The sequence below is a fragment of the Bacillus sp. OK048 genome (assembly GCF_900103525.1).
GTDB lineage: Bacteria > Bacillota > Bacilli > Bacillales > Cytobacillaceae > Neobacillus.
The window spans coordinates 171,632-194,226 of record NZ_FNHN01000003.1 but is presented as its reverse complement, the minus strand read 5'-3'; the positions used below and the strand labels follow the sequence as shown (position 1 = coordinate 194,226).

The following is a 22,595-nucleotide window of genomic DNA, read 5'->3' as shown; positions in this document are numbered from 1 at the left end:
TTTTTGTTAAGTTAGGACTGATTAATTGTGAGTTATCACAAACTAACTATCGAAATACCTAAAATAACACTCAGAGAAAACTCTGAGCGTTATTTTTTTTCCATATAGTCAGTTAAATTTAAATTTGATATATTCCTGGCTAATTATGTCCTCTAATTCCAATCGGCTTTTTTTCATTACGACAAGAATTCTCCCGGATTCAAACCAAGCTCACGGCAAATATCGCTGACCATTTGCATTTCATTGTGGTCAAAATTACCGTCTGCATAACCAATGGCAATGCAGTAACGAGCTACTAAACGGGCGATTTCTGGTTTTGATCTTATTTTTCCAAGTGCCCGGAAGGCTTCTGCTCTGCCAATCATTCGATCTGCTTCAATACGTGATACAAAGTAGTTAAATCTCTGGATGACTTTATTGCTGTCAAATACACGTAATTCTTCACTGGAGTTTACAAAATCAATCATCTTTTGTCGCTCCGTGGCATCCAAGTATCCGTCTGCCATTGAAACCAATGCACATGCAGCAACAACTGCTTCTAATACATCCTGACTCTTATAGCGATTAAACAAATCTTGTGCTTTCCTTTTTTGCTGGTTAGCCCAATCCGCAACATCTGTTTGATTTGGAGACCAATTATTACCACAGCTGTTACAAGTGAATTTCATTTGATTTTTTCCAATAAAACCGCCGAGCAGCCCCACTGGACCGAGAATTAATCCGCCTATCGCTGCTTTTCCAAGTCCAAAGCCCTTTTGACCTGTTCGGACATTTGATGAATTACAACGCGGACAATAAATATCATCCCCATATGTACGATTTGAGTGCGAAGGTGCTGATTGTGTTGGATATCCAAAAGCTGGCTGTGAGTAGTTTTGGTTTTGCTGATATTGGTTTGGATTGTATTGATTTTGATTAAAAGATGGTTGGTTTGAATAATGGTTAGGATTGTTAAATTGATTTTGATTATTGTTAAATTGATTTGGATTACTATTAAATTGGTTTTGCTGATTATTAAATAGATTCTGTTGCACAGGTGGTACTGGTGGTAGTGTTGGAGCAGGATCATCGACAATCACTCCAAAATTGCGGCATAAAGCTGCTAGTCCACCCTGAAAACCGCTGGCAATCGCATTGAATTTCCATTCTCCATTATGACGGTATAATTCAGCAGCTACAATCGCCGTTTCCACTGTAAAGTCTCTGCCAAGATTAAAACGGATTAACTCCTCATTTGTTTGTTCATTGAAAATGCGTACATAGGAGTTGGAGATTTGTCCGAAATTTTGCTGTTTTACTTGGGCATCATGAATCGTAATCGTAAATGCAATCCGATGGATGTGGCTGGGAACCATCATTAAATTAATTTTAATTTGTTCGTCATCTCGATCACCAGCACCACTTCGATTATCTCCACTGTATATGATCGAGCCATTCCCGCCGGAGGGATTATTATAAAAAATAAAATCTTGATCACTTTGAACCTTGCCTGATTGCCCTAGTAAAAAGGTCGATGCATCTAAATCAAAATTTGAGCCGTGATGACCAATATCCCAACCTAAACCCACTACAACATTCTGTAGACCAGGATGTGACTTTGTTAAATCAACTTTTTGTCCCTTGCTAAGTGTAACGCCCACCTAATTCACTCCTAATCATTTTTACTATTCTTATTTTATTATAATGCAAGCAATGTAGAAGAAAGAAATGATACACCTATAAATTTTTCTCGCTCCTAACATCTACGATAAAATGGAGAAAAAGTTTCATAAATGTATATAGTGGAAATAAGAAAAAATTTTTCTACCCGTATCTTTTTATTCTGTTAAAACGTTTAGACTGTAGAGAGTGTTTAAGGGAGTGAAAATAATGGCTAACAAACTTAGCCTGTACACCTTTGAAGATGTGCAGTACGATGATTTCTTTTTTAGTGAATTGTATCCAAAGCTTAAGAAATATTGTTACTTTCTATCCCAGAGTAAATGGGATGGAGATGACCTTGCACAAGAAGCTGTGTTAAAGGCTATAACCTACTATCATAAAGATAAAATTACAACGGCATTATTAAACAAAATTGCCCGCAATCAATGGGTGGATACTCTTCGAAAGAGAAAAAGGGAAGAATTAAGAAATGATCACAAGTGTGAGGAGTCCTATTTCCCAACCGGAGGTATTATGGATTCTGTAGATTTGTTGATGGATTACTTTACTCCAAAGCAAGCGATTATTTATATCTTAAAAGAAGCCTTCCAGTATCAATCGAATGAAATTGCAGAGATATTCAACACAACAGAAATTGCAGTAAAATCAAGGTTAAACAGAGCAAGAAAACGACTAGAAAATCAAAGGGAAAGTCAGTCTCTCGATTCATTTTGGAAAGAAGAAGAGAGAGAACAGCTCTGGAATCTTTTTCAGGATTCTCTAATCAACCAGGACCCTACAGATTTGATTGAAGCCATTCCGTCCATTCTAGACACAACGGAAGTATCTTCTGCAGCATCTAGAATGTCTATCCCATTCAAAGCTTCAGCTCCTTTAAGCACTCTCTGCATGGCTGCATAGCCTACTATTCGCTTTAAAGGAGGATTTTAAATGAGCACAATTCCTTATGTTATAGAACAATCTAACCGTGGTGAACGGTCATATGATATTTATTCACGTCTTTTAAAGGATCGAATTATTATTATCGGAGATGAAATTAATGATCATGTTGCAAACAGTGTAGTCGCCCAATTGTTATTTTTAGCAGCCGATGCCCCTGATAAAGAAATTTCTCTTTATATCAATAGTCCGGGTGGTTCCACTTCAGCAGGGTTTGCCATCTATGATACCATGCAATATATTAAGCCAGATATACGGACGATATGTACTGGAATGGCTGCGTCATTTGGGGCGATGTTACTGCTAGCAGGAGCGAAAGGTAAACGGTATGCCTTACCGAATAGCGAGATTATGATTCATCAGCCGCTTGGTGGTGCAAGAGGGCAGGCAACTGAAATTGAAATATCGGCAAGGCGGATCTTGAAGTTGAGAGAGCATATTAATCAAATCATTGCGGAGCGCACAGGTCAGACCATTGAGAAAGTGGCGAAAGATACCGATAGAGATTTCTTTATGAGTGCGGAAGAAGCAAAAGAGTACGGAATCATAGATGAGATTCTCTATCCTAAAAATCATAACTAAAAAATCATACGGATATAATAAGCAAAATAACGGGAAAAGGTTAGCGTGAGGCTGACCTTTTTTTATTGACACATATAACAACAAATCATATAGTTAAACAGGTGAATAGTTAAATAGATGAACTAATAATTTAAAGTGAGGTGAGGAATAGACGATGGATAAAAAAATCATTCAAGAATTAATTAACCGCTATGTGTCCGTTTCTTTTGAGGTAAATAAGAAAGCAGCGTCTTTAATTAAATGTCAAATAGGAGAGGACTTAACGGTTGACCAACACTATATTTTAGGATACATTCAGCGGTCAAACGAGTGCACTTCTTCTGAATTGGCAGAGGCATTTGAGGTCAATAAAAGTGCAATTACTGCGATCATCAACCGGTTAGCTGATCGAGAAATCATTCAAAGGACTCGAGATGAAAAAGACAGAAGGGTTGTTTACCTTACCTTAACCGAAAAGGGGAAGGAACTACACCATAAAACACAGGAAAAGGTGCACCTTTTAGTAGAGTCGTTTATCACCCAATTTGATGAAGCTGAAATTACCAATTTTATTAATACGTATGAAAAATTAGCCCTAATATTAACGAACATGAAAAAGGAAGAAGCGGGGGAATAATTTGTGAGATCAATTGTTAAAGGAAAATGGTTCATCCTTGGTGCTTGGATAGCAGTTATTGCTGTTCTCTTTATGGCTGCACCAAATATGGAAAATCTTGTTCGCGAGAAAGGACAGATTAACGTTCCTGATGGCTATTCTTCTACTTTAGCGAAAGAAATTTTAAATGATGTACAGTCAAGTGAAAATAGTGGGAATGAATTACAAACCGCACTAGTTTTCCATAGTGATAAAATGTTAACTGAAAAAGACTTTTCTACGGCAGAAAAAGCGGTAAGCCAGCTTGAAGAAAAGAGAGGTGAACTTGGTATAACCTCGATTCTCACCCATTTTAAGCAAGAAGAATTGAAAGAACAGCTAGTATCTGAGGATGAGAAAACCATCCTGGTTTCATTGAATGTAGAAGCAGATGGAAGAGAAGGAAAGGAAATCTCGCAAGAATTATATGAAGCACTTGATGATGTTAAATTAGATCACTATTACACAGGGAGCTGGCTGATTGCCGAGGATCTTGTAACAAACTCCCAAGAAGGTCTGAAGAAAACGGAAGGTATTACGGTTGTGTTTATTTTAATCGTATTATTACTTGTGTTTAAATCAGCAATTGCTCCTATTATCCCTTTAGTAACAGTAGGATTCAGCTATTTGGCAGCACAATCAATTGTTGCTATATTGGTAGATAAAGTGAATTTCCCATTATCAACCTTTACACAAATTTTCCTAGTAGCAGTCTTGTTTGGGATTGGTACTGATTATTGTATTTTACTGCTGAGTCGTTTTAAAGAGGAAATGTCAAAGAATGATAGTGTAGTAGAAGCAATTGTCATCACCTATAGAAATGCCGGGAAAACGGTTTTTTTTAGTGGATTAGCTGTAATGATAGGTTTTGCTTCGATTGGTTTTTCAACCTTTGTTCTATATCAGTCGGCTGCAGCCGTAGCGATAGGTGTGGCGCTCCTGCTTATAGCCTTGTTTACTGTCGTACCATTTTTCATGGCAGTTCTTGGTAAGAAACTATTTTGGCCATCTAAAGGAAAGCTTGAGCATGGTGAGAGCAAATTTTGGGGGATTGCAGGTAGATTCGCCTTAGCTCGTCCATTAATCGCGCTTCTCATTGTCGCTGTTATCTCTGTTCCTGCTTTATTTACGTATGACGGAGATTTGTCGTTTAATTCACTAGAAGAAATTGGTGATGATTTTAATTCTATCAAAGGTTTTAATATCATTTCAGATGGATTTGGCCCTGGTGAATCGATGCCAACACAAATTGTCATTAAAAACGATGATGAGATGAATACATCCGAATACATTGCTCTAACTGAAAAAATTAGCCAAGAGCTTAATAAAATCGAAGATGTTGATACTGTCAGGTCCATAACACGTCCAACTGGTGAAACCATTGATGATTTATATATTTCAGAACAGGTGAAAAGTCTTGAAGATGGTCTTGGTGCTGGGAACGACGGAATTCAGAAAATCAGTAGTGGTCTTGCAGAAGCAGGAAGCCAGCTCGCTGCCAATCAGCCGAAAATGGAAGAAGCAACGGGCGGAATCAGTGAATTAATTACCGGAACAAATCAGCTGGAGACTGGAATGGGAACCATCCAGCAGAATCTTGCTAAAATTGAAGATGGATTAAAACAAGGTGCTGCGGGATCCACTCAAGTAAAAGAAGGTCTGGAAATCATTAAGACTAAATCTGCCGAAGTTTTGGCAGGTAGTAAACAATTACTTGAAGGTTATAAACAAGTAGCTGGTGGACTATCAACTCTTGCTGGAAATTACGAACTGGTGGCCAAGGGTGTTAGTGAATTACACAATACCCTAGAGGCAACAAATCAATATTTTGCAAATCTCGAAAGTGATTATAGTGATATTGGGCAAAATCAAAATTATCAAGCGATTAAAATGACCATTCAAGGTTCACAGGCTGCAACAGCAGAATTAGCAGGAAGCCTAAACCAATTAAATGCTGGATTAACGGGTACGCAGCAAGGTATTGATTTTGCGAATGGTAAATTTTCAGAAGCCATTGCTGGTCAGGAAGCCCTTGTTAAAGGAATGGAAGATTTATTAAAAGGTCTAACAGAAATTGAAACAGGTCTTTATACGATGGGGAATGGTCAAGGACAAATCGTTGATGGTCTGCCAAAGTTTACTAACGGATTAAGCGGAGTAAACAATGGACAGCAGCAGTTATTAACCGGATTTAAGGACATGAGCGGTCAAATTACTCAGTTGACAGATGGATTGACGCAAAGTGCGGACGGTCTTAATCAAGTCTCTGATGGTCTAGAATCTGCACAAATGTATCTTGCTGGTGTATCGAAACAAGAGAAAAATGGTTTTTATATTCCACAAGATGTACTGGATGGCAAAGACTTTGAGCAAGCATTAGATGTCTATATGTCAAAAGACCGAAAAGTCATGACAATTGATGTAGTCTTTACTAAAAATCCATACTCGAACGAAGCATTGAATCGTATTCCAGAAATTAAAGAAACCGTTGAGCGAGTAGTTAAGGATACAAAACTGGAGAATGCAGAAATCGCAGTGGGCGGGGTCTCAAGTATGCACCATGACCTAGATAAGATTTCTCAAGCTGATTATTCAAGAACAGTTGTACTCATGTTAATTGGGATTACTCTAATTCTTATCATTTTGTTCCGTTCATTTATTATGCCTCTATACTTGATCGGTTCATTAATCCTTACCTATTATACTTCGATGGCACTTGCAGAGGTCATCTTCGTAAATTGGTTAGGCTATACAGGAATTAGCTGGGCTGTTCCGTTTTTTACGTTTGTTATCTTAATTGCCCTTGGAATTGACTATAGTATTTTCTTAATGGACCGTTTTAACGAGTTCAAGAAAATGCCAGTGGAACAAGCGATTCTTGAAGCAATGAAGAAAATGGGAACGGTAATTATCTCTGCAGCGGTTATTTTGGGAGGTACGTTCGCAGCGATGATGCCAGCTGGTGTATTATCATTACTAGAGATTGCAGCAATTCTATTAATCGGACTTTCACTTTATGCACTTGTGATTCTTCCATTGTTTGTACCGGTAATGGTAAAAACATTTGGTGAGGCGAACTGGTGGCCATTTAAAAAGGATAAAGAAACGGTAATTGATAACCATTCTACTCATATGTAAAAAGAAGCACGCTGAGAAATTTCTCCGCGTGCTTTTGGATTTATTCAACAATAACGGTTCCTTTAAACATATTCATTCCACAGCTAAACGTGTATTGGCCAGCTTCGTCTGGGGTAAACGTTAAATTGGTTGTTCCAGCCTTAAGATTAACATTCTCTAAACCAAAGTCAGGCATCATAAAAGTTGAAAAACAGCTACTATCACCTGGATTTGTGATGGTTAGTTCAACAGGTACGCCTTTTTTTACTTTAATAACATTTGGAGAATACCCAGTTGGTGTAATCATCATTTCAATTTTAGGATTTGTTTCTTTTGTAAGATCGAGTTCAGTTTTTTCAGGAGTTTTACTTTTCTCTTGTACTTGAGCTGCTTCGGCCTCACCAGGAATTTTGACAAAATCACTGCTGTATAAAAATAAAAATAGAGCAATAAGAACTAACCCCGCTGATAAAATATTAAAAGGAGAAATGCCTGACGTATCAAGCGAAAGTTTACCATTCGTGTCGACAATAATAAATAAAATAACAAGGGCAAGAATAATAACATACAAACCTAGAAAAATTCCTAGCATGATGGTGGGGTTGTCGAATTGAAGAATGGCCCCGAGTATAGCCCCAACGATTCCGCTCATAATCCCTGAAACGGAACCACTCAAAATTGCCAATATCCCAACAGGCTGTCCAGTAATAAATCCAAGCGTAAAGCCAATCAATGTTCCCAAACCAATGGGAAGAAATAACTCTCCTGATAAAATTCCGCTTAGATAGCCAGCTAATAGTCCGCCCATCATCGTAATCACGGTGACAACTATAATACCAGATAAGTTTGCCAGCTTCTTTTTATGACGGTGTAAAAGGTAAATGGAATAACCTGTGATCAAGCTTATGATTGTTATGGTAAAAATCGATAATATATACATTTGCTAATCCCCTCTAAAGTTAATAAACAATATATGTATATTATAAATGCATTAGTAGGCTGAGAAATTGTATTTTTGGTGGCTTTTATGAACGTTTAATGAAAACTTTGGGGAAAGAAAAAAGATGTTAGTAACGTCTGGCAGGGTTCTAGTCTTTATTTTCGTGATCTAATGTATTTTTATAGATTCTTTTTAATGCTTCATTTTGCATTTTCATTAGGTCAAGTAAATATTTTTTTTCTTCTTCTATTTCTATTTTTTCTTGATCATTCTCTTTCCTTTTCAAGGATATCACCCCATTTTACACTAATTGTAACTGAATTCATGAACAGAATATAGATGCTAATTTGATTTTAAAAAGGAATATTAGTCGTAACTGAAAATATTATTCCAAAGCAAGTTTGACATTTAGGTATAGAAACTATATAATTTTAAAAAAATACTAATGAAACGTTGATGAGGATAAGTAAAGTGTAAGGTGTCTTACAAAGAGAGGAAACCACTGGTGGAAGGTTTCTTAAGACAGACATTTGAACCTGCCTCGGAGTTCTGTATCGGATCATAATGATGAAGATACATGCGGATAAAATCCGTTATCATGTCGAGAGTTTAAAGCATTTGCTTTATGAATTTAGGGTGGTATCGCCAGGTCTTGGTCCCTTTTGGGGCCAAGGCCTTTTTGTATTTAAAAAAATAATGAGGTGTCAAAAATGGCAAAGGAATTTGTAAAAGATGTTACCAGCATGGACGAGGATTTCGCCCAGTGGTATACCGATGTTGTAACCAAAGCAGACTTAATTGATTATTCAAGTGTACGTGGTTCAATGATTATCCGCCCTTATGGATATGCACTTTGGGATAATATTAAAAATGAATTAGATCGACGCATTAAAGAAACCGGGCATGAAAATGTTTATATGCCATTGTTCATTCCTGAAAGCTTACTGCAAAAGGAAAAGGACCATGTAGAAGGCTTTGCTCCTGAAGTGGCATGGGTTACACATGGCGGTTCTGAAGAGCTGGCAGAACGCTTAGTTGTCCGCCCGACATCTGAAGTTCTATTTTGTGAGCATTATAGCAATATCATCCACTCCTACAGAGACTTACCAAAGCTTTATAACCAATGGGCAAACGTAGTCCGCTGGGAAAAAACGACCCGTCCTTTTCTAAGGACATTAGAGTTTTTATGGCAGGAAGGTCACACAGCACATGCCACTGATGAAGAGGCAATGGAAGAAACGATTAAAATGCTAAACGTGTATGCCGCTATCTGTGAAGAGATCCTTGCGATCCCAGTAGTAAAAGGGCAAAAGACCGAAAAAGAAAAATTTGCTGGTGCGAAGGCGACTTTTACCATTGAAAGCTTAATGCATGATGGTAAAGCGCTGCAATCTGGAACCTCTCACCACTTTGGAACAGGATTTGCGGAAGCCTTTAATATCCAATATACCGATAAAGAAGGCAAGCTTCAGTATGTACATCAAACATCATGGGGCTTTACAACTAGAATCATTGGTGCATTAATCATGGTTCATGGAGATGACCGCGGGCTAGTGATTCCACCAAAAGCAGCGCCAACTCAAGTGATGATTGTGCCAATTGCACAGCATAAAGAAGGCGTTCTGGATTTCGCTTATGATTTGAAAAAGTCTTTAGGTCAAGTTGTCCGCGTCGGTATTGATGCGAGTGATAAAAAGCCAGGCTGGAAATTTAATGAGTACGAAATGAAAGGAATTCCCGTTCGGTTAGAAGTTGGACCAAAAGACATTGAGAACAAGCAGGTTGTTTTAGTAAGAAGGGATACATTAGAAAAAGTATTCGTTCCTTTGGATCAATTAGAAACAAAGCTAGTAGAATTGCTCGATGAAATTCAATCCAATTTATATAATAAAGCATTGAATCACCGTGAAGAAAGAACATCCGTAGCTGTATCACTTCCTGAATTAAAGGAAAAGCTTGAAGCTAAACCAGGCTTTATTAAAGCAATGTGGTGCGGCGAACTCGCTTGCGAGGAAAAAATCAAAGAAGATACTACAGCAACTTCTAGATGTATTCCATTTGAACAAGACAAGGTTTCAGACACATGTGTTTGCTGTGGTAAAGCAGCTGACAAGATGGTTTACTGGGCAAAAGCATACTAATTTATTTCGGGACCCTTTCATTTGGAATGGTCCCTTTTTTGGAGTTCATGAAGCCCCAATTCATCAATGAAAAGGTAAAATGGTCCTCATAAACAGCTCATGAAGCCCAAAATGAAATAGAAATTGAAAAAATGGTCTTTATGAAGGGTTTATGAAGCCCAATTTCGAATAAGAATAGATGAAATGGTTCTCATGAAAATAATAAGTTATAGATGGAGGTACATAATGAAACCTAGTTTAATAGAATTTCCAGAAGAGTTTACGTCAGAGAGATTGTTAATTCGCAAGCCCCTGCCAGGTGATGGAAAGGCAGTATACGAAGCAATACAAGCCTCACTGGATGAGCTAAAGCCTTGGATGCCATGGGCCCATACGAATCAATCAGAACAGGATACAGAAGCGAATATACGTGATAGTATTGCTAAGTTTATAACCCGTGAGGACTTACGATTACATATATTTAATAAAGAAACTGGCGAATTTATTGGCTCAACTGGATTACACAGAATTAATTGGGACGTCCCTAAGTTTGAGATTGGCTATTGGATTGACACTCGTTATTCTGGTAACGGTTATATTACTGAAGCAGCTGAAGCGGTTACAAACTTTGCATTTAAAGAACTAAATGCTAATCGTGTGGAAATCCGCTGTGATTCTCGAAATACAAAAAGCCGTGCCATTCCAGAGAGACTAGGTTTAACATTAGAGGGTATTTTAAAAAACGATAGTCTTTCAGCTGATAGTAAGGAATTAAGAGATACGTGTATTTTTGCAAAAACAAATTAATTTCTCAAACATCCCTAAAGGAAGGTGTCCCAACAATTGCAAAGGGTTCTGTTTTCAGATGCTTTCTTATTAAAAGACACACGACTTGACGTATGAATTGGCATACGTCTTTTTCTTTACTTATCAGGAACTCTACGAAATTTGATTTACTTTGTCTTAGAAGGAGGATCAGGTTAAGCACCCAAGCTGATAAATAGACGGAAGAATTCCGCTTAAATAGTGATTTTTATTAAAACGGCCTTAAATAGAGGGAGTGATTCCGCCTATTGACTCAAAAAATCTGAAAATGGGCTTTTTTGCTTTGCATAACCGGAAAACCTCCGCTTATTTACCACGAAACGAGCGCCATTCTGCATCTAACCGGAAAATCTCCGCTTATTTTACTATTGCTGGTTGCTCGATTAAGAGTCTATGGCGAGTTGTATTTATGAATTACGCTTAAATATCCGATATAGTATAATTATGGAAGTAGGAGTAAAAGTTGAAAGGGGATATTTTATGACGACAATTAGTTTGATGAAAAAAACGGCAAGTGTCATTTTAGAAAAGAAGAAACTTACCGATGTGGTTGCGAGAGTTGGAATCATCTTAGATATTTCGGGGTCTATGAGAACGCTTTATAAAAATGGAACAGTTCAGAAGGTTGTCGAACGCATTTTAGCTGTTGCTAGTCAATTTGATGATGATGGGTCACTTGATGTTTGGGTGTACGACAATGAATTTTCGCGACTGAAATCAGTAACAGAAAGAGATTTTGTTAATTATGTTGATGATTATATTTTAAACAACGATTTAATTCATAAATTTGGTAGAAACGACGAACCACCTGTAATGGAAGATGTAATTAATAAATATACGGTAGAACAACCAGCCAAGGAACCTACTTTTATTGTGTTTATCAATGATGGAGGCTGTAAAAGAACAATTAAAAAACCAATTGTGGCTTCCTCTAACAAACCAATATTTTGGCAGTTTGTTGGTATTGGGAATTCAAACTTCGAGGTCCTTGAAAAGTTGGACACAATGGAAGGGCGATTTATTGATAATGCAAATTTCTTTCATATAGAAGATATTGAAAAAATCTCTGATGAAGAATTATATAACAATCTCCTAAATGAGTTTCCTTCGTGGCTAATTGAAGCAAAAGAAAAAGGAATACTATAGATAAGTAATACTATAGTCCTGGGTAAAATTATTCAAAAAATATTGTCTGTGATTTGCATCACTTACTCCATGTGTGGTTTTGTATATAATCACTATATAAATAGTGATAACCACCACATAAGGAGTGAAGGTTTTGTTAGATCAAAGTACAATAGAAATTATTAAATCAACTGTACCTGTTTTAGAAAAACATGGAGAAGCCATTACCACACGTTTTTATCAATTAATGTTTGGAAATCATCCTGAACTATTAAATATCTTTAACCATGCAAACCAAAAACAGGGAAGACAGCAAAAAGCACTTGCAGGGACAGTCTATGCTGCTGCCCAATATATTGATAATCTTGAAGCGATTCTTCCTGTAGTAAAACAAATTGCCCATAAGCACAGAAGTCTTAGAATTAAAGCCGAACATTATCCGATTGTTGGAAAACATCTTTTGTTAGCGATTAAAGATGTACTGGGAGATGCAGCTACAGATGAGATTATCAATGCTTGGGCAGAGGCTTATGGAGTAATTGCAGATGCGTTTATCAGTGTTGAGGCAGAAATGTACGATGAGGCTGCCTCTCAAAAAGGTGGATGGGATGGTTTCCGCAGCTTTATTGTTGATCGCAAGGTAATCGAAAGTGATGTTATCACTTCATTCTACTTAAAACCTACGGACAATAAAGAAATAGCCCACTTTCTTCCTGGACAGTATATTAGTATTAAACTTGAAATCGATGGCGAGGAGTTTACACATATCCGTCAATATAGCTTATCTGATGCACCAGGTAAAGATTATTACCGCATTAGTGTAAAACGTGAAGCGGGTACTGCAAATCCAGATGGAGTGGTATCTAATTATCTCCATGAAAGTGTAATAGAAGGAGAAATCCTTAAGGTAAGTGCTCCTGCAGGTGATTTTGTACTGGATACAAAGAAAAATACTCCTGTTGTGCTTTTAAGCGGAGGGGTTGGTTTAACACCAATGCTAAGCATGTTAAAGACTGTTGTTGAAGTCCAGCCACAAAGAAAAGTAATTTTCATTCATGCAGCTGCAAATAGTAATGTTCATGCATTAAAAGATGAAGTGGAATTGCTGACCTCGCTTGAACATGTCAATTCATTTTACTTTTACGATTCACCTACTGAAGATGACTGGACAAACAAACGGTTTGATGTTGAAGGGTATGTAACCCAGGATTGGATGGAAGAGAATCTTCCTATTCAAGAAACAGATTTTTATTTCTGTGGTCCTGTTCCATTTATGAGTGCAATCAATCATTCCTTAAAGAATTTAGGAGTAAAGGAAGATAGAATAAACTTTGAATTCTTTGGTCCAAAAGGAAATTTAGAAGATAGTGTGAAGAAAGAACCGGTTTCCGTATAGGAAATCGGTTTTTTTGTGAGTTGAAAGTTTGATTCATCCTGTAATTGTGATTAAATAAAAGGTAGAAATAGCCAGAAAGGATGAATCTTTTTTGAATAAGAAACTCATACGGTCTATAACCATTATATCAGTATTTTTTTGTCTTCTTTGGCTGGTTGGACTAGGCTGGGCAGTAGGTGAATATTATGCAGGTAAACCAGATAATATTCCAAAGAAAACTACCTTAGAAAAGAAAGAGGAAACGAAGAAAGAAGGTTTACATATTGTTGCCCTTGGTGATTCTTTAACGAGGGGTACAGGGGATGAAACAGGAAAAGGCTATGTTGGTGTTCTAATGGATGAAATAAAGGAGAAATCAAAGCAGGATGTACGGTTGACAAACCTGGGTATCACCGGGCAGCGGTCAGACCAACTAAAGGAGCAAATTCAGCAGGCAGAAGTCCAAAGACAAATTAAAGCAGCTGACATGATACTAGTAACAATGGGCGGTAATGATTTGTTCAGAGGTGGACAAGGTTTAATAGAGTTTGATACAGAAGACATTACTGATATAGAGGGAAAATTCCTTGAGAATATGAATTTTATTTTTCAGCAAATTCGTGCTAGCAATCCTGATTCAAATGTCTTTTTTATTGGCTTATATAACCCCTTTATTGATTTAGAGCAAGGTAAAGAGATGTCTGCAGTGGTTCGTCATTGGAATTACCAAAGTGCAGAATTAAGTGCCTCGTTCCCTAATATAGTGTTTGTTCCTACGTTTGACCTTTTTGAGCTAAAGGTTAATGATTATCTTTATACTGACAAGTTTCATCCTAATACAAAAGGGTACCGTTTAATAGCGGAACGAGTGGCTTCATTGCTTACCTGGTAAGGAGAATTAACCAAATGGAGAAAATAACTTTATCTGTCCATAATTTAAAGAAAGTAATTGGTAAAAAAGAGATCATAAAAGGTATTAGCTTTGATTTAAAAGAAGGAGAGGTATTTGGATTCTTAGGACCAAATGGTGCAGGAAAAACGACAACCATCCGGATGTTGGTTGGGTTAATTAAACCTACGTCAGGAAGTATTTATATTGGCGGATATAATATTATAGACAACTTCGAAGAAGCATTGAAACATCTTGGATGTATTGTTGAAAATCCTGAATTATATCCATATTTATCTGGCTATGACAATCTATTGCATTTTGCGAGGATGCTCGATGGAATTGGTGAAGAAAGAATCAATGAATTGACGGAGCTAGTGGGCCTTAAAGACCGCATTCATGATAAAGTGAAAACTTATTCTTTAGGGATGAGACAAAGACTAGGTATTGCTCAAGCGCTATTAGGCAGACCTAAAGTATTAATTCTCGATGAACCAACAAATGGATTAGATCCTGCGGGTATCAGAGAATTGCGGGGATTTATTCGCTATTTAGCTGAAGAAGAAGGCCTAAGCGTTCTTGTTTCTAGCCATTTATTAAGCGAAATTCAATTATTATGTGACCGAGTTGCAATCATTTCAAGAGGAACAGTAATTCGAACAGATACGGTTCATAACTTATTATCTAACCGGGAACGAGTGGTTTGGCGTTTTCACCCGAGTGAAATAGGTAAGCAGGTTTTAAGTTCGGTCACATCCATTGAAGAAAGAGACGATGGCGCAGTTTTGACTGAATATGATGAAATAAAAACGGGAGAGTGGAATAAAAAGCTGGTAGAAGCAGGAGTCTCTGTTACGGAAATGAATCGAAAAATGCCCGTTCTAGAAGATTTGTTCCTCGAACTAACGGGGGGTGATTCGATTGAATAACCTGATTCAAAATGAAATGATGAAGCTAATTGCTAAAAAGAGACTGGTTGTTATCGCAATCATCATTGGTATATTAGTGGCATTATTCACCTATGCACAATTTAAAGAGGTGGAAAGGCAAAGAGAAAAATTAGGAACGGATGATTGGCGGACAATTATCCAACAAACGATCATTGATCAGCAAAATCGGATAAGCAGCCCGCGGATCTCTGACGAATGGAAAAAACAACTGCAAATCGCTTTACAGCAAAATCAATACTATCTCGATCATGACATAAACCCATCAGAGCCAGGTGCTCCAACGTTCATGAGAATCTTTTTAGAGAATTCGATTGAATTATTTATTCCATTAATGGTAATGGTGATTGCCAGTGATATTGTGTCTTCAGAACATAGTCAGGGCTCCATTAAGTTATTATTAACGAGACCGGTAAAAAGGTGGAAAGTTCTCCTTAGTAAATATATGACCCTTACCCTTGCAATCTCGTTAATTGTGGCGATTGCTGGAATTCTATCTTATAGTATATCTGGTTTGGTGTTTGGTTATAAAGGCTGGGGAGCACCTGTACTGACAGGTTTTAGTGTGAATAATGCTGGTTTGAATACCGAAAGTGTGAAATTAATTGACCAGTGGCAGTTTTTATTAATGGATTTTGGTCTCGTGTGGCTCGTAGCCATTGTGGTAGGGACACTGTCGTTTATGTTATCGGTTTTAATCCGCAGCACAGCAGCAGGAATGGGAGTCATGTTGGCCGCCCTGATATCTGGAGCAATCCTTAGTAATATGGTTTCCTCTTGGGAGTCAGCGAAATACTTCTTTATGGTAAATTTAAAGCTAACGAATTATATGAACGGTAATCCACCTCCGATAGAAGGGATGACCCTTTCATTTTCAATGATTGTTCTCCTCGTTTGGTGGGCAGCTGGTTTATTTGTTTCTTTCTTTGTTTTTACAAAAAAGGATGTATATTAAAAATAGTAAAAGAGTTATTCCAGGGAATAGCTCTTTTTATTGGTCCTCTTTTGAATTTTTTCTTTCTCTAATATACTCTTTAATTCTGTTATACATCGTTTTGTCTGCAAGTAACCGGAAAATGGATATGTCAGGAACAAGGTTTGCTTCGATAAACCATGGTTTTCCAAATTGATCGATTCCTATATCCATGCCCCACATTCTCGCATCTGGATAAATTTTTTCTAGTTGGATGGCTACCAATTTACAAAGTTGATCAATCTCCCATATAAGTGAATCAGTATTTTTGGGATTAAGGGTGGAGGCTTCTATTGCATCTTCCAAAGGTGATAATGCTTTCGCAACATTCGTAACAATAAATCCAGTTGCAGCGGTTCTTGTAATTCTTCCCGTGACTTCCCATTGTGAGTCAACTGTTTTCCGCTGGACCATGACTCTGATATCAAATGGGCACCCATTTATCGTTGGAAGATGTATTTTTTCTTGAATGAGATATGATTTCTTTGAAGTAAACCGATCTCGAATATCCTCTAGCAGCACATTCATATCATTGAATGGTGTCTTTTTTCTCTCTGAATGGATTTCATAGCTTTGATTGTCTGGTTGTGAGATTAGTGCCAGCCCGCGACCCCATTGGCTCCGGTTAGGTTTAATAATACATGATTTATATTTTTCAAGGTATAGCTCGAGCAACTTTATGTGAAATGGATATGATTCAGGTAGATAAGGGAAAAGATCTTTCTTACCTCTTAACACTTGGTGCCAATCCCATTTTCCATCTGTAAATCTATATCTTATATCATGAATCCATGGTTTCCCTAATTGATCAAAGTAGATATCTATCATGACCAAATTATATTTAGAATATTTCTCTTCTAGTATTTCAGTGGTTAGCAAGGCAATTTGGTCAAGTTGTAAGCTGATGTCAGTACTGTTTTCTGGAAATCGCTTCGAAAGGATATCATGGGCAGGAAAAATGTCCTTAACCTCATCGGTAAGGGAAAATCCCTTTGGCGTTATCCGTGCAATTTTTTCAGTAATCGTCCATTTAGGAGATCGTTTTGCTACAAATACCCTTATATCAAAATGCTGTTCGCCAAGTTTTGCTCGTGGAACTGATTGTTGAATAATAAATTTTTTTCCATTCAAAAGATTTTTTTCTAAAAACTGATAGGCTTCTTGTTTTCCACTTATGATTTGATTAATAATTCCTGATTCTATTTGATACTGGGAATGGGTGAGTGTAGTAACGATAATGTTTATTTTGATATCTTGAGTTGGTCTTGCAATAACCTGATAATATTTATCCAGAAACTCATTAAAGGTGTTTTCATTTAATTGGGCCGTTTCAGGTAAATGTGAAGAAATACTCACCTCGTTTAATAAACGAGTATAATTACTAAACTTTGCACTCATGTTCTAACCTCTGCTTCCTAAACAAGCTTTTTATTATTTTATTCAAAAGGTAGCTAAGAAGGAGGGGAGGAGCCCAGCGAGAAGAAATATTTGCATAGAAAAACCACCTTCAACACGAAAGGTGGTTTTTCTGCCTTAACAATGGGGGGAATTAAGGCAAGGTATAGATAAAGGGATATTCTAATCAACGGGCAATAAAGGGAGGGAATCCTTTTACCCAGGTATAAGAGAATCTTTGATGCACCAACTTATTACTGATTAGCTGTCACTTTGACTGGATCTTTACTAAATCCAAAGTGTTGTTTGATAATAAGTGACGGGCCTCCAAGATTAAGTAAATATCGAGCTTCAATTACTTGTTTCATAAAAGCTCCAAATAATCCTGATAATCTAAAGTTTCCAACTTTACCAACTGCTGCAAAGAGACCAATGGATGCTACGGATCCTTTATGATGGTATTCAAAAGCTTTCAATCTTCCTCCTCTTAGGGTAGAAACAATATTTTTTGCACAAACATCTGCTTCTTGTAGAGCAACCTGTGCAGTTGGTGGAAGAGCATTTTTCTCATCCTTCATGAATAAAGAACAATCACCTATACTGAAAATGTTATCTTTACCCTTTACACGCAGGAATGAATCAATAGGAAGCTTGCCTTTTTCTACTGGTAATCCACAGTTTTGCACAATCGGATTTCCTTTTACACCACAAGACCAAATTAATGTCTTAGTTGGAATTTCAACATTATTTTCAAGTACGACCTTTTCAGGTGTACATTCTAAGATTTTGGTTGCCATATGCATTTGGATATTAAACTTTTCTAAAACCTCGGTTGTATATTGAATAGATTGCTTAGGGAAAAACGGAATGACGGATGGTGCAGCTTCGACTGCTACGATCTTGACAGCTTCAAATGGGACATCATACTTTTTACAAAGCTTGGGTAGTCCGTCTGCTAATTCTCCTAACATTTCCACACCAGTAAATCCACCGCCAGCCACAACAAAGGTTAGACGGGATGGGTCTTTATCTTCTTTATAAAGAGTTAATTGTCGTATGATTTGATTATAAATGGCTTTAGTACTTCTAAAGCTGCGAATGGCAAAGGCATGTTCCTTAATACCAGGGATTCCAAATGTTTCAATATCAAAGCCTAGAGCGATTAAAAGGTAATCATATTCTACAGTTTCGCCACCTTCAAGATGTACGGCTTGTTTTTGTACATCAACTGATGTGACGCTGCCTTTTTTAAACTTTGTCTTCTGAGGATCAATTAACTCTGGAATTTCCATAGCAATTTGACGATCAGCTGCAGTGCCAGCACCCGTTTTATGGAGTTGTGTAGTAATATAGTGGTATTCATGTTTATTGATTAAAGTAACGTCTGCTTCACCAGATTTTAAAAGTTTTTCTAGTTTTTTACTTGTAATGATACCACCGTAACCAGCACCTAAGATTACTATTTTTGGTCTTTTCATTTAAACCCTCTCCTCACAATAGGTAAGTTTTTCTACGATTTATATTGTGAAACACTTCACATTACGATGTAAAAAAAATATCGAGATTTTTTACTCTTTCAATTGTGAAATGTTTCACATATCCTCTATATTCATAGAATACGATAACGGTAAAGAATTAACAAGTAGTTTTTTACTATAAATTTGTCAAATTGGTAAATTATTTTTGACATAAAGGGAATAATAATTTCGTGGCAATTAAGAACTGGTTAAATTTTTAAGTACTAAATTGAAAGAAGGAGATTAAAATGATAGTGAGAATGATGGTAATCGCGTTAGGATTACTTCTAGCCTTGCCGGGTTTAACATCGGCAAATGTTCAGTCACCAGCAGAAAATGAAAAACAGGCTGTACCTGGTTCCCATGACAGAGAAAGTGAGAAGGATGGAATAGAACGAGAAGATCATAATCACATAAACTGGCAGGCAAAAATGGCAGAACGTGAACAAAAGCTGTTAGGATGGGTCGATCAATATACACCAGATAAAAAAGCTGAATGGACAAAGGTATTAGCAGAAAAAAAGGAATTAAGAAATAAGTGGCTAAGTCCAGAAAATGCTGCAAAACGTGAAAAGTGGAAACAGGATAAAATGGCAAAAATTAAGGAATTTAAAAAGCAATTAGATGAGGGAAAGATAACGAAAGAAGAATTTGTCCAAAAGGCACACGGCGGTAAGGCCATGGGGAGTTGGAAAACATTCCATGATTTAAAGACTGCAGTTGAAGCGAAAAATGATAAGCAGGCAATAGAGTTATTAAATCAATTGTTTGAGCAATCCAAACAGCATAATGAAAAGATAAAGGCAATGTTAGCTGAGTGATTTAGGTAAAAAGAAATGCAAGAAGCAATTGCCTCTTGCATTTTTTTTAAAAAAATAATTTTTAAACGGATGGAATAATACCTAGTAAATTTTCTTAAATGACTAAATTAGATTGAACATAATGGAATAAAAGCTTAGCTGTATTTTCAATCGATGATTCATGTGTTCGTTCAAACGCATGAGATGAATCGATTCCTGGACCGATTAACCCGTGAACGATGTCGTGACCAGAGCGAATGGCTGCTGAGGCGTCTGATCCATAAAAGGGGTAAATATCGAGTTTGTATGCAATATTGTTTGCTTCAGCAAGATTCACTAGATTTTTACGGAGTTCATAGTGATAAGGTCCGCTTGCATCTTTTACACAAATAGATACTGTGTATTCATCTGTGGACTGTCCATCACCCATTGCCCCCATATCAACGGCTAAATATTCAACCGTTTCAGGTGTAATATTGGAATTTCCCCCATACCCAATTTCTTCATTATTAGAAATTAAGAAATGGGTTGTATATGGTAATAGGATATTGTTAGTTTTCAATTGCTTAATTAATTGAAGTAGGATTGCCACACTTGCTTTATCATCTAAATGGCGGGATTTAATAAATCCGCTAGGAGTGACTTCTACCCTCGGGTTAAAAGAAACGAAATCGCCAACCTCTATTCCAAGTGCCCGAATATCCTCTATATTATGTACTTTTTCATCTAGTCTTATTTCCATATTATCTTGATTGCGCTCTGCCTTTCCAGCGTCTTTATATACATGGACAGAGGTTTGGTGCATAAGAATGGTACCAGTTATTTTCTTCCCGCTGCTTGTTTCAATTTGGCAATACTCTCCTTCGATTGAGTTATATTTAAAGCCCCCAATCAAATCGATCTTCAGTCGGCCATTTGACTTTATTTCCTTAACCATTGCCCCGAGTGTATCCACGTGCGCAGTAAGCATGCGGTGCTGACTTGAGTCTTTTCCTGCTAAAGTTGCAATCAGACCGCCTTTCCGATTCCTTATTGTTTCAACTTTTAAATCGGCAAGGTATTTTTCAACGTATGAAATTACTTCATTTGTATTTCCAGATGGACTAGGGATCGATACCAAATCCACGAGTAATTTCATTGTTTCCTCTGTATTCTTATTTATCAAAGCTAAATCCTCCTATCAAAATAACACTTCTTCTTATTATAACATCTTATATAAAAATCACTCGAAACAAAACGAATACAAAACCCGTCAACTTTTTTAAAGTGCCTGCATAGTCTAGGTAGTGTTGAGTTTTTTTTGATTTTCAGGATAAATGCCTGAAAAATTGGAAATAAATGAATAATATAAAAATTTAATATTTACATACTTAATGGGGGAGAAGAATGACCAGAATTGAATTGTATCACAAAAAAACGAAGCGATTTTCATGGAAGAAGCCATTTTTTTTCATACTAACATTAATGATATTGACAGTGGGTTTCTTCATGTTTAAACATTTTTATCAAAGTACAATAAAAATTGAATCGCCAGAAGAAAATGTTGGTTTACAAGTGGTGGTTCATCTTCCAGATGGCAAAAAGCTATTTACGTATGAAAATTACATTTTTGAAAAGGATGGAAGAACTTTCTATAAGGGAGAGCGCAACACAATTGATGTAACAGGCGGTACGGTTACTTATGAAAATTGGGAGTAGCAAAGAAAAAGACTAGTTGACTAGTCTTCTTTTTATTGGTCGCTCCTGCTTATCTCATTTAAACCATCCTTTTTTCTTGAACCATACTAGCATTGATACTCCAATCACAGCCATTAACAAAAGAGAAAGAGGATACCCATACTCCCATGATAATTCGGGCATGTTTTGAAAATTCATCCCGAAAATTCCTGCAATAAATGTTAAAGGAGCAAAAATTGAAGTCATAATGGTAAGAACTTTCATTACATTATTTGTTTGGTGTGAATTTAAAGACAGGTAATTATCTCGTATGTCAGCTGTGATTTCTCTGTTAGCCATCAGCATTTCCGATAATTTTAAAAGATGATCGTAGATGTCAGAGAAATATTCTTTCCTTTCTATAATGTTTTTCAAATGTTGAGAATTTAGCATTCGGTAGAGAAGATCACGCATTGGATTAACTGTATGTGTTAGATTTAATAACATATATCTAGTTTCAAATAATTCTTTTAATAAATCGTTCATTGATTTATTAAGAGTGTTTTCTTCAATCTCATCTAATTTTTCCTCAATTTTGTAAATAATCGGGAAGTAGTTGTCTACGATTTTGTCCAATATTTCGTAGAACACATGATGACTAGTAAATTTCTCGATGTTTTTCCGAGTCATTAATCGATCCGCCACTTGTATAACCTCCATTGAGGGCATAAGGTGGAAAGTTACGATAAAATTTTCTCCTACAAAAAAATCCAATTCTTCTTTTATGATTTCAGTTTCATCCTCACGAACAATATGCGTAATAAAGAAGGTATAGTCCTCGTAATAATCTAGCTTCGGCCTTTGTGTTGTGTTATATAAACAATCTTCAATCGCTAATGGGTGAAATTGAAAAGTTTCTGCTAAATGATTAATTTCATCATCACTTGGCTCATTAAAATCAACCCAAAACCATTTATATTTAGTGAAATTTAGTTTATCAATAAAAGCCTGTTTTTCGATTTTATTTTCTTTCGTTATACCCATAAAGCTAATCATATTAACACCTTATTTCATTCATAATGATATTTGAAAATGCAAT

20 protein-coding genes and 1 other annotated feature are annotated in these 22,595 nt (G+C 36.6%); of the genes, 13 read left to right on the top strand and 7 right to left on the bottom strand.

The window, feature by feature from the left end; genetic code table 11:
* Positions 1-176 precede the first annotated feature (176 nt).
* A complete protein-coding gene (locus BLR86_RS26770; protein WP_090759809.1) occupies positions 177-1,640 on the bottom strand; it encodes a TerD family protein in 1,464 nt (487 codons plus the stop codon).
* Positions 1,641-1,869: 229 nt separating this feature from the next.
* Between BLR86_RS26770 and BLR86_RS07235 the strand changes: the two genes are divergently transcribed.
* The 4 genes from BLR86_RS07235 (at position 1,870) to BLR86_RS07220 (ending at position 6,955) form a co-directional block, all read left to right on the top strand.
* Positions 1,870-2,562: a sigma factor-like helix-turn-helix DNA-binding protein gene (locus BLR86_RS07235; protein ID WP_254782254.1), complete on the top strand. Its 693-nt coding sequence runs from the start codon at positions 1,870-1,872 to the stop codon at positions 2,560-2,562.
* 30 nt (positions 2,563-2,592) lie between these two features.
* Positions 2,593-3,183: an ATP-dependent Clp endopeptidase proteolytic subunit ClpP gene (clpP, locus tag BLR86_RS07230; protein ID WP_090759803.1), complete on the top strand. Its 591-nt coding sequence runs from the start codon at positions 2,593-2,595 to the stop codon at positions 3,181-3,183.
* A 154-nt stretch (positions 3,184-3,337) separates the two neighbouring features.
* Positions 3,338-3,799 (top strand): MarR family winged helix-turn-helix transcriptional regulator, encoded by a 462-nt coding sequence (locus BLR86_RS07225; RefSeq protein WP_090759801.1) that lies wholly within the window; start codon positions 3,338-3,340, stop codon positions 3,797-3,799.
* A 3-nt stretch (positions 3,800-3,802) separates the two neighbouring features.
* Positions 3,803-6,955 carry an MMPL family transporter gene (locus BLR86_RS07220; protein ID WP_090759799.1) on the top strand — a complete coding sequence of 1,051 codons (3,153 nt, stop codon included), beginning with the start codon at positions 3,803-3,805 and terminating at the stop codon, positions 6,953-6,955.
* Between the two features lie 40 nt (positions 6,956-6,995).
* Here the strand turns inward: BLR86_RS07220 and BLR86_RS07215 are convergent, their stop codons facing one another.
* Positions 6,996-7,874, bottom strand: coding sequence for a cupredoxin domain-containing protein (locus tag BLR86_RS07215; protein WP_090759797.1), 879 nt, complete (start codon positions 7,872-7,874; stop codon positions 6,996-6,998).
* 148 nt (positions 7,875-8,022) lie between these two features.
* Positions 8,023-8,160 (bottom strand): hypothetical protein, encoded by a 138-nt coding sequence (locus tag BLR86_RS25945; protein ID WP_175492814.1) that lies wholly within the window; start codon positions 8,158-8,160, stop codon positions 8,023-8,025.
* Between the two features lie 158 nt (positions 8,161-8,318).
* Positions 8,319-8,538: a binding site (T-box leader), on the top strand.
* A 37-nt stretch (positions 8,539-8,575) separates the two neighbouring features.
* On the opposite strand from BLR86_RS25945, the gene proS reads away from it, so the two are divergent.
* The 7 genes from proS (at position 8,576) to BLR86_RS07180 (ending at position 16,110) form a co-directional block, all read left to right on the top strand.
* Positions 8,576-10,015 (top strand): proline--tRNA ligase, encoded by a 1,440-nt coding sequence (proS, locus tag BLR86_RS07210; RefSeq protein WP_090759795.1) that lies wholly within the window; start codon positions 8,576-8,578, stop codon positions 10,013-10,015.
* A 225-nt stretch (positions 10,016-10,240) separates the two neighbouring features.
* Entirely contained in the window at positions 10,241-10,801 is a 561-nt protein-coding gene (locus tag BLR86_RS07205) for a GNAT family N-acetyltransferase (protein WP_090759793.1), read from the top strand.
* A 498-nt stretch (positions 10,802-11,299) separates the two neighbouring features.
* Positions 11,300-11,965 carry a vWA domain-containing protein gene (locus BLR86_RS07200; RefSeq protein ID WP_090759791.1) on the top strand — a complete coding sequence of 222 codons (666 nt, stop codon included), beginning with the start codon at positions 11,300-11,302 and terminating at the stop codon, positions 11,963-11,965.
* Between the two features lie 133 nt (positions 11,966-12,098).
* Positions 12,099-13,340, top strand: a complete 1,242-nt coding sequence (gene hmpA, locus BLR86_RS07195; protein ID WP_090759789.1) for an NO-inducible flavohemoprotein — start codon at positions 12,099-12,101, stop codon at positions 13,338-13,340.
* Positions 13,341-13,431: 91 nt separating this feature from the next.
* On the top strand, positions 13,432-14,211 hold the full coding sequence (locus BLR86_RS07190; RefSeq protein ID WP_090759786.1) for an SGNH/GDSL hydrolase family protein: 780 nt from the start codon (positions 13,432-13,434) through the stop codon (positions 14,209-14,211).
* A gap of 14 nt (positions 14,212-14,225) precedes the next feature.
* Complete coding sequence (locus tag BLR86_RS07185) at positions 14,226-15,137, top strand: ABC transporter ATP-binding protein (RefSeq protein WP_090759784.1); 912 nt, start codon at positions 14,226-14,228, stop codon at positions 15,135-15,137.
* Positions 15,130-16,110 (top strand): ABC transporter permease, encoded by a 981-nt coding sequence (locus tag BLR86_RS07180; RefSeq protein WP_090759783.1) that lies wholly within the window; start codon positions 15,130-15,132, stop codon positions 16,108-16,110. The genes BLR86_RS07185 and BLR86_RS07180 overlap by 8 nt, the downstream gene beginning before the upstream one ends.
* 36 nt (positions 16,111-16,146) lie before the next feature.
* Here the strand turns inward: BLR86_RS07180 and BLR86_RS07175 are convergent, their stop codons facing one another.
* Positions 16,147-17,526 (bottom strand): YheC/YheD family protein, encoded by a 1,380-nt coding sequence (locus BLR86_RS07175; RefSeq protein WP_090759781.1) that lies wholly within the window; start codon positions 17,524-17,526, stop codon positions 16,147-16,149.
* Positions 17,527-17,777: 251 nt separating this feature from the next.
* Positions 17,778-19,001, bottom strand: a complete 1,224-nt coding sequence (locus BLR86_RS07170; protein ID WP_090759779.1) for an NAD(P)/FAD-dependent oxidoreductase — start codon at positions 18,999-19,001, stop codon at positions 17,778-17,780.
* A 287-nt stretch (positions 19,002-19,288) separates the two neighbouring features.
* Here BLR86_RS07170 and BLR86_RS07165 point away from each other — a divergent pair, with 287 nt between their 5' ends.
* A complete protein-coding gene (locus tag BLR86_RS07165; protein ID WP_090759777.1) occupies positions 19,289-19,861 on the top strand; it encodes a hypothetical protein in 573 nt (190 codons plus the stop codon).
* A 94-nt stretch (positions 19,862-19,955) separates the two neighbouring features.
* Here BLR86_RS07165 and BLR86_RS07160 read toward each other — a convergent pair whose 3' ends face one another.
* Entirely contained in the window at positions 19,956-20,978 is a 1,023-nt protein-coding gene (locus tag BLR86_RS07160; protein ID WP_175492828.1) for a M42 family metallopeptidase, read from the bottom strand.
* Positions 20,979-21,226: 248 nt separating this feature from the next.
* Between BLR86_RS07160 and BLR86_RS07155 the strand changes: the two genes are divergently transcribed.
* The gene (locus BLR86_RS07155) at positions 21,227-21,538 is read left to right on the top strand and encodes a hypothetical protein (protein ID WP_090759773.1); all 312 of its coding nucleotides are present in this window, start codon (positions 21,227-21,229) and stop codon (positions 21,536-21,538) included.
* Between the two features lie 54 nt (positions 21,539-21,592).
* Here the strand turns inward: BLR86_RS07155 and corA are convergent, their stop codons facing one another.
* Positions 21,593-22,552 (bottom strand): magnesium/cobalt transporter CorA, encoded by a 960-nt coding sequence (gene corA, locus BLR86_RS07150; protein WP_090759771.1) that lies wholly within the window; start codon positions 22,550-22,552, stop codon positions 21,593-21,595.
* Positions 22,553-22,595 lie beyond the last annotated feature (43 nt).

Bases quoted from the DNA above. Each gene is read 5' to 3' on its own strand.
- BLR86_RS07235 (WP_254782254.1), top strand. From the start codon at position 1,870: ATGGCTAACAAACTTAGCCTGTACACCTTTGAAGATGTGCAGTACGAT.
- clpP (WP_090759803.1), top strand. From the start codon at position 2,593: ATGAGCACAATTCCTTATGTTATAGAACAATCTAACCGTGGTGAACGG.
- BLR86_RS07225 (WP_090759801.1), top strand. From the start codon at position 3,338: ATGGATAAAAAAATCATTCAAGAATTAATTAACCGCTATGTGTCCGTT.
- BLR86_RS07215 (WP_090759797.1), bottom strand. From the start codon at position 7,874: ATGTATATATTATCGATTTTTACCATAACAATCATAAGCTTGATCACA.
- BLR86_RS07205 (WP_090759793.1), top strand. From the start codon at position 10,241: ATGAAACCTAGTTTAATAGAATTTCCAGAAGAGTTTACGTCAGAGAGA.
- BLR86_RS07200 (WP_090759791.1), top strand. From the start codon at position 11,300: ATGACGACAATTAGTTTGATGAAAAAAACGGCAAGTGTCATTTTAGAA.
- BLR86_RS07185 (WP_090759784.1), top strand. From the start codon at position 14,226: ATGGAGAAAATAACTTTATCTGTCCATAATTTAAAGAAAGTAATTGGT.
- BLR86_RS07175 (WP_090759781.1), bottom strand. From the start codon at position 17,526: ATGAGTGCAAAGTTTAGTAATTATACTCGTTTATTAAACGAGGTGAGT.
- BLR86_RS07170 (WP_090759779.1), bottom strand. From the start codon at position 19,001: ATGAAAAGACCAAAAATAGTAATCTTAGGTGCTGGTTACGGTGGTATC.
- BLR86_RS07165 (WP_090759777.1), top strand. From the start codon at position 19,289: ATGATAGTGAGAATGATGGTAATCGCGTTAGGATTACTTCTAGCCTTG.
- BLR86_RS07160 (WP_175492828.1), bottom strand. From the start codon at position 20,978: ATGAAATTACTCGTGGATTTGGTATCGATCCCTAGTCCATCTGGAAAT.
- BLR86_RS07155 (WP_090759773.1), top strand. From the start codon at position 21,227: ATGACCAGAATTGAATTGTATCACAAAAAAACGAAGCGATTTTCATGG.
- corA (WP_090759771.1), bottom strand. From the start codon at position 22,552: ATGATTAGCTTTATGGGTATAACGAAAGAAAATAAAATCGAAAAACAG.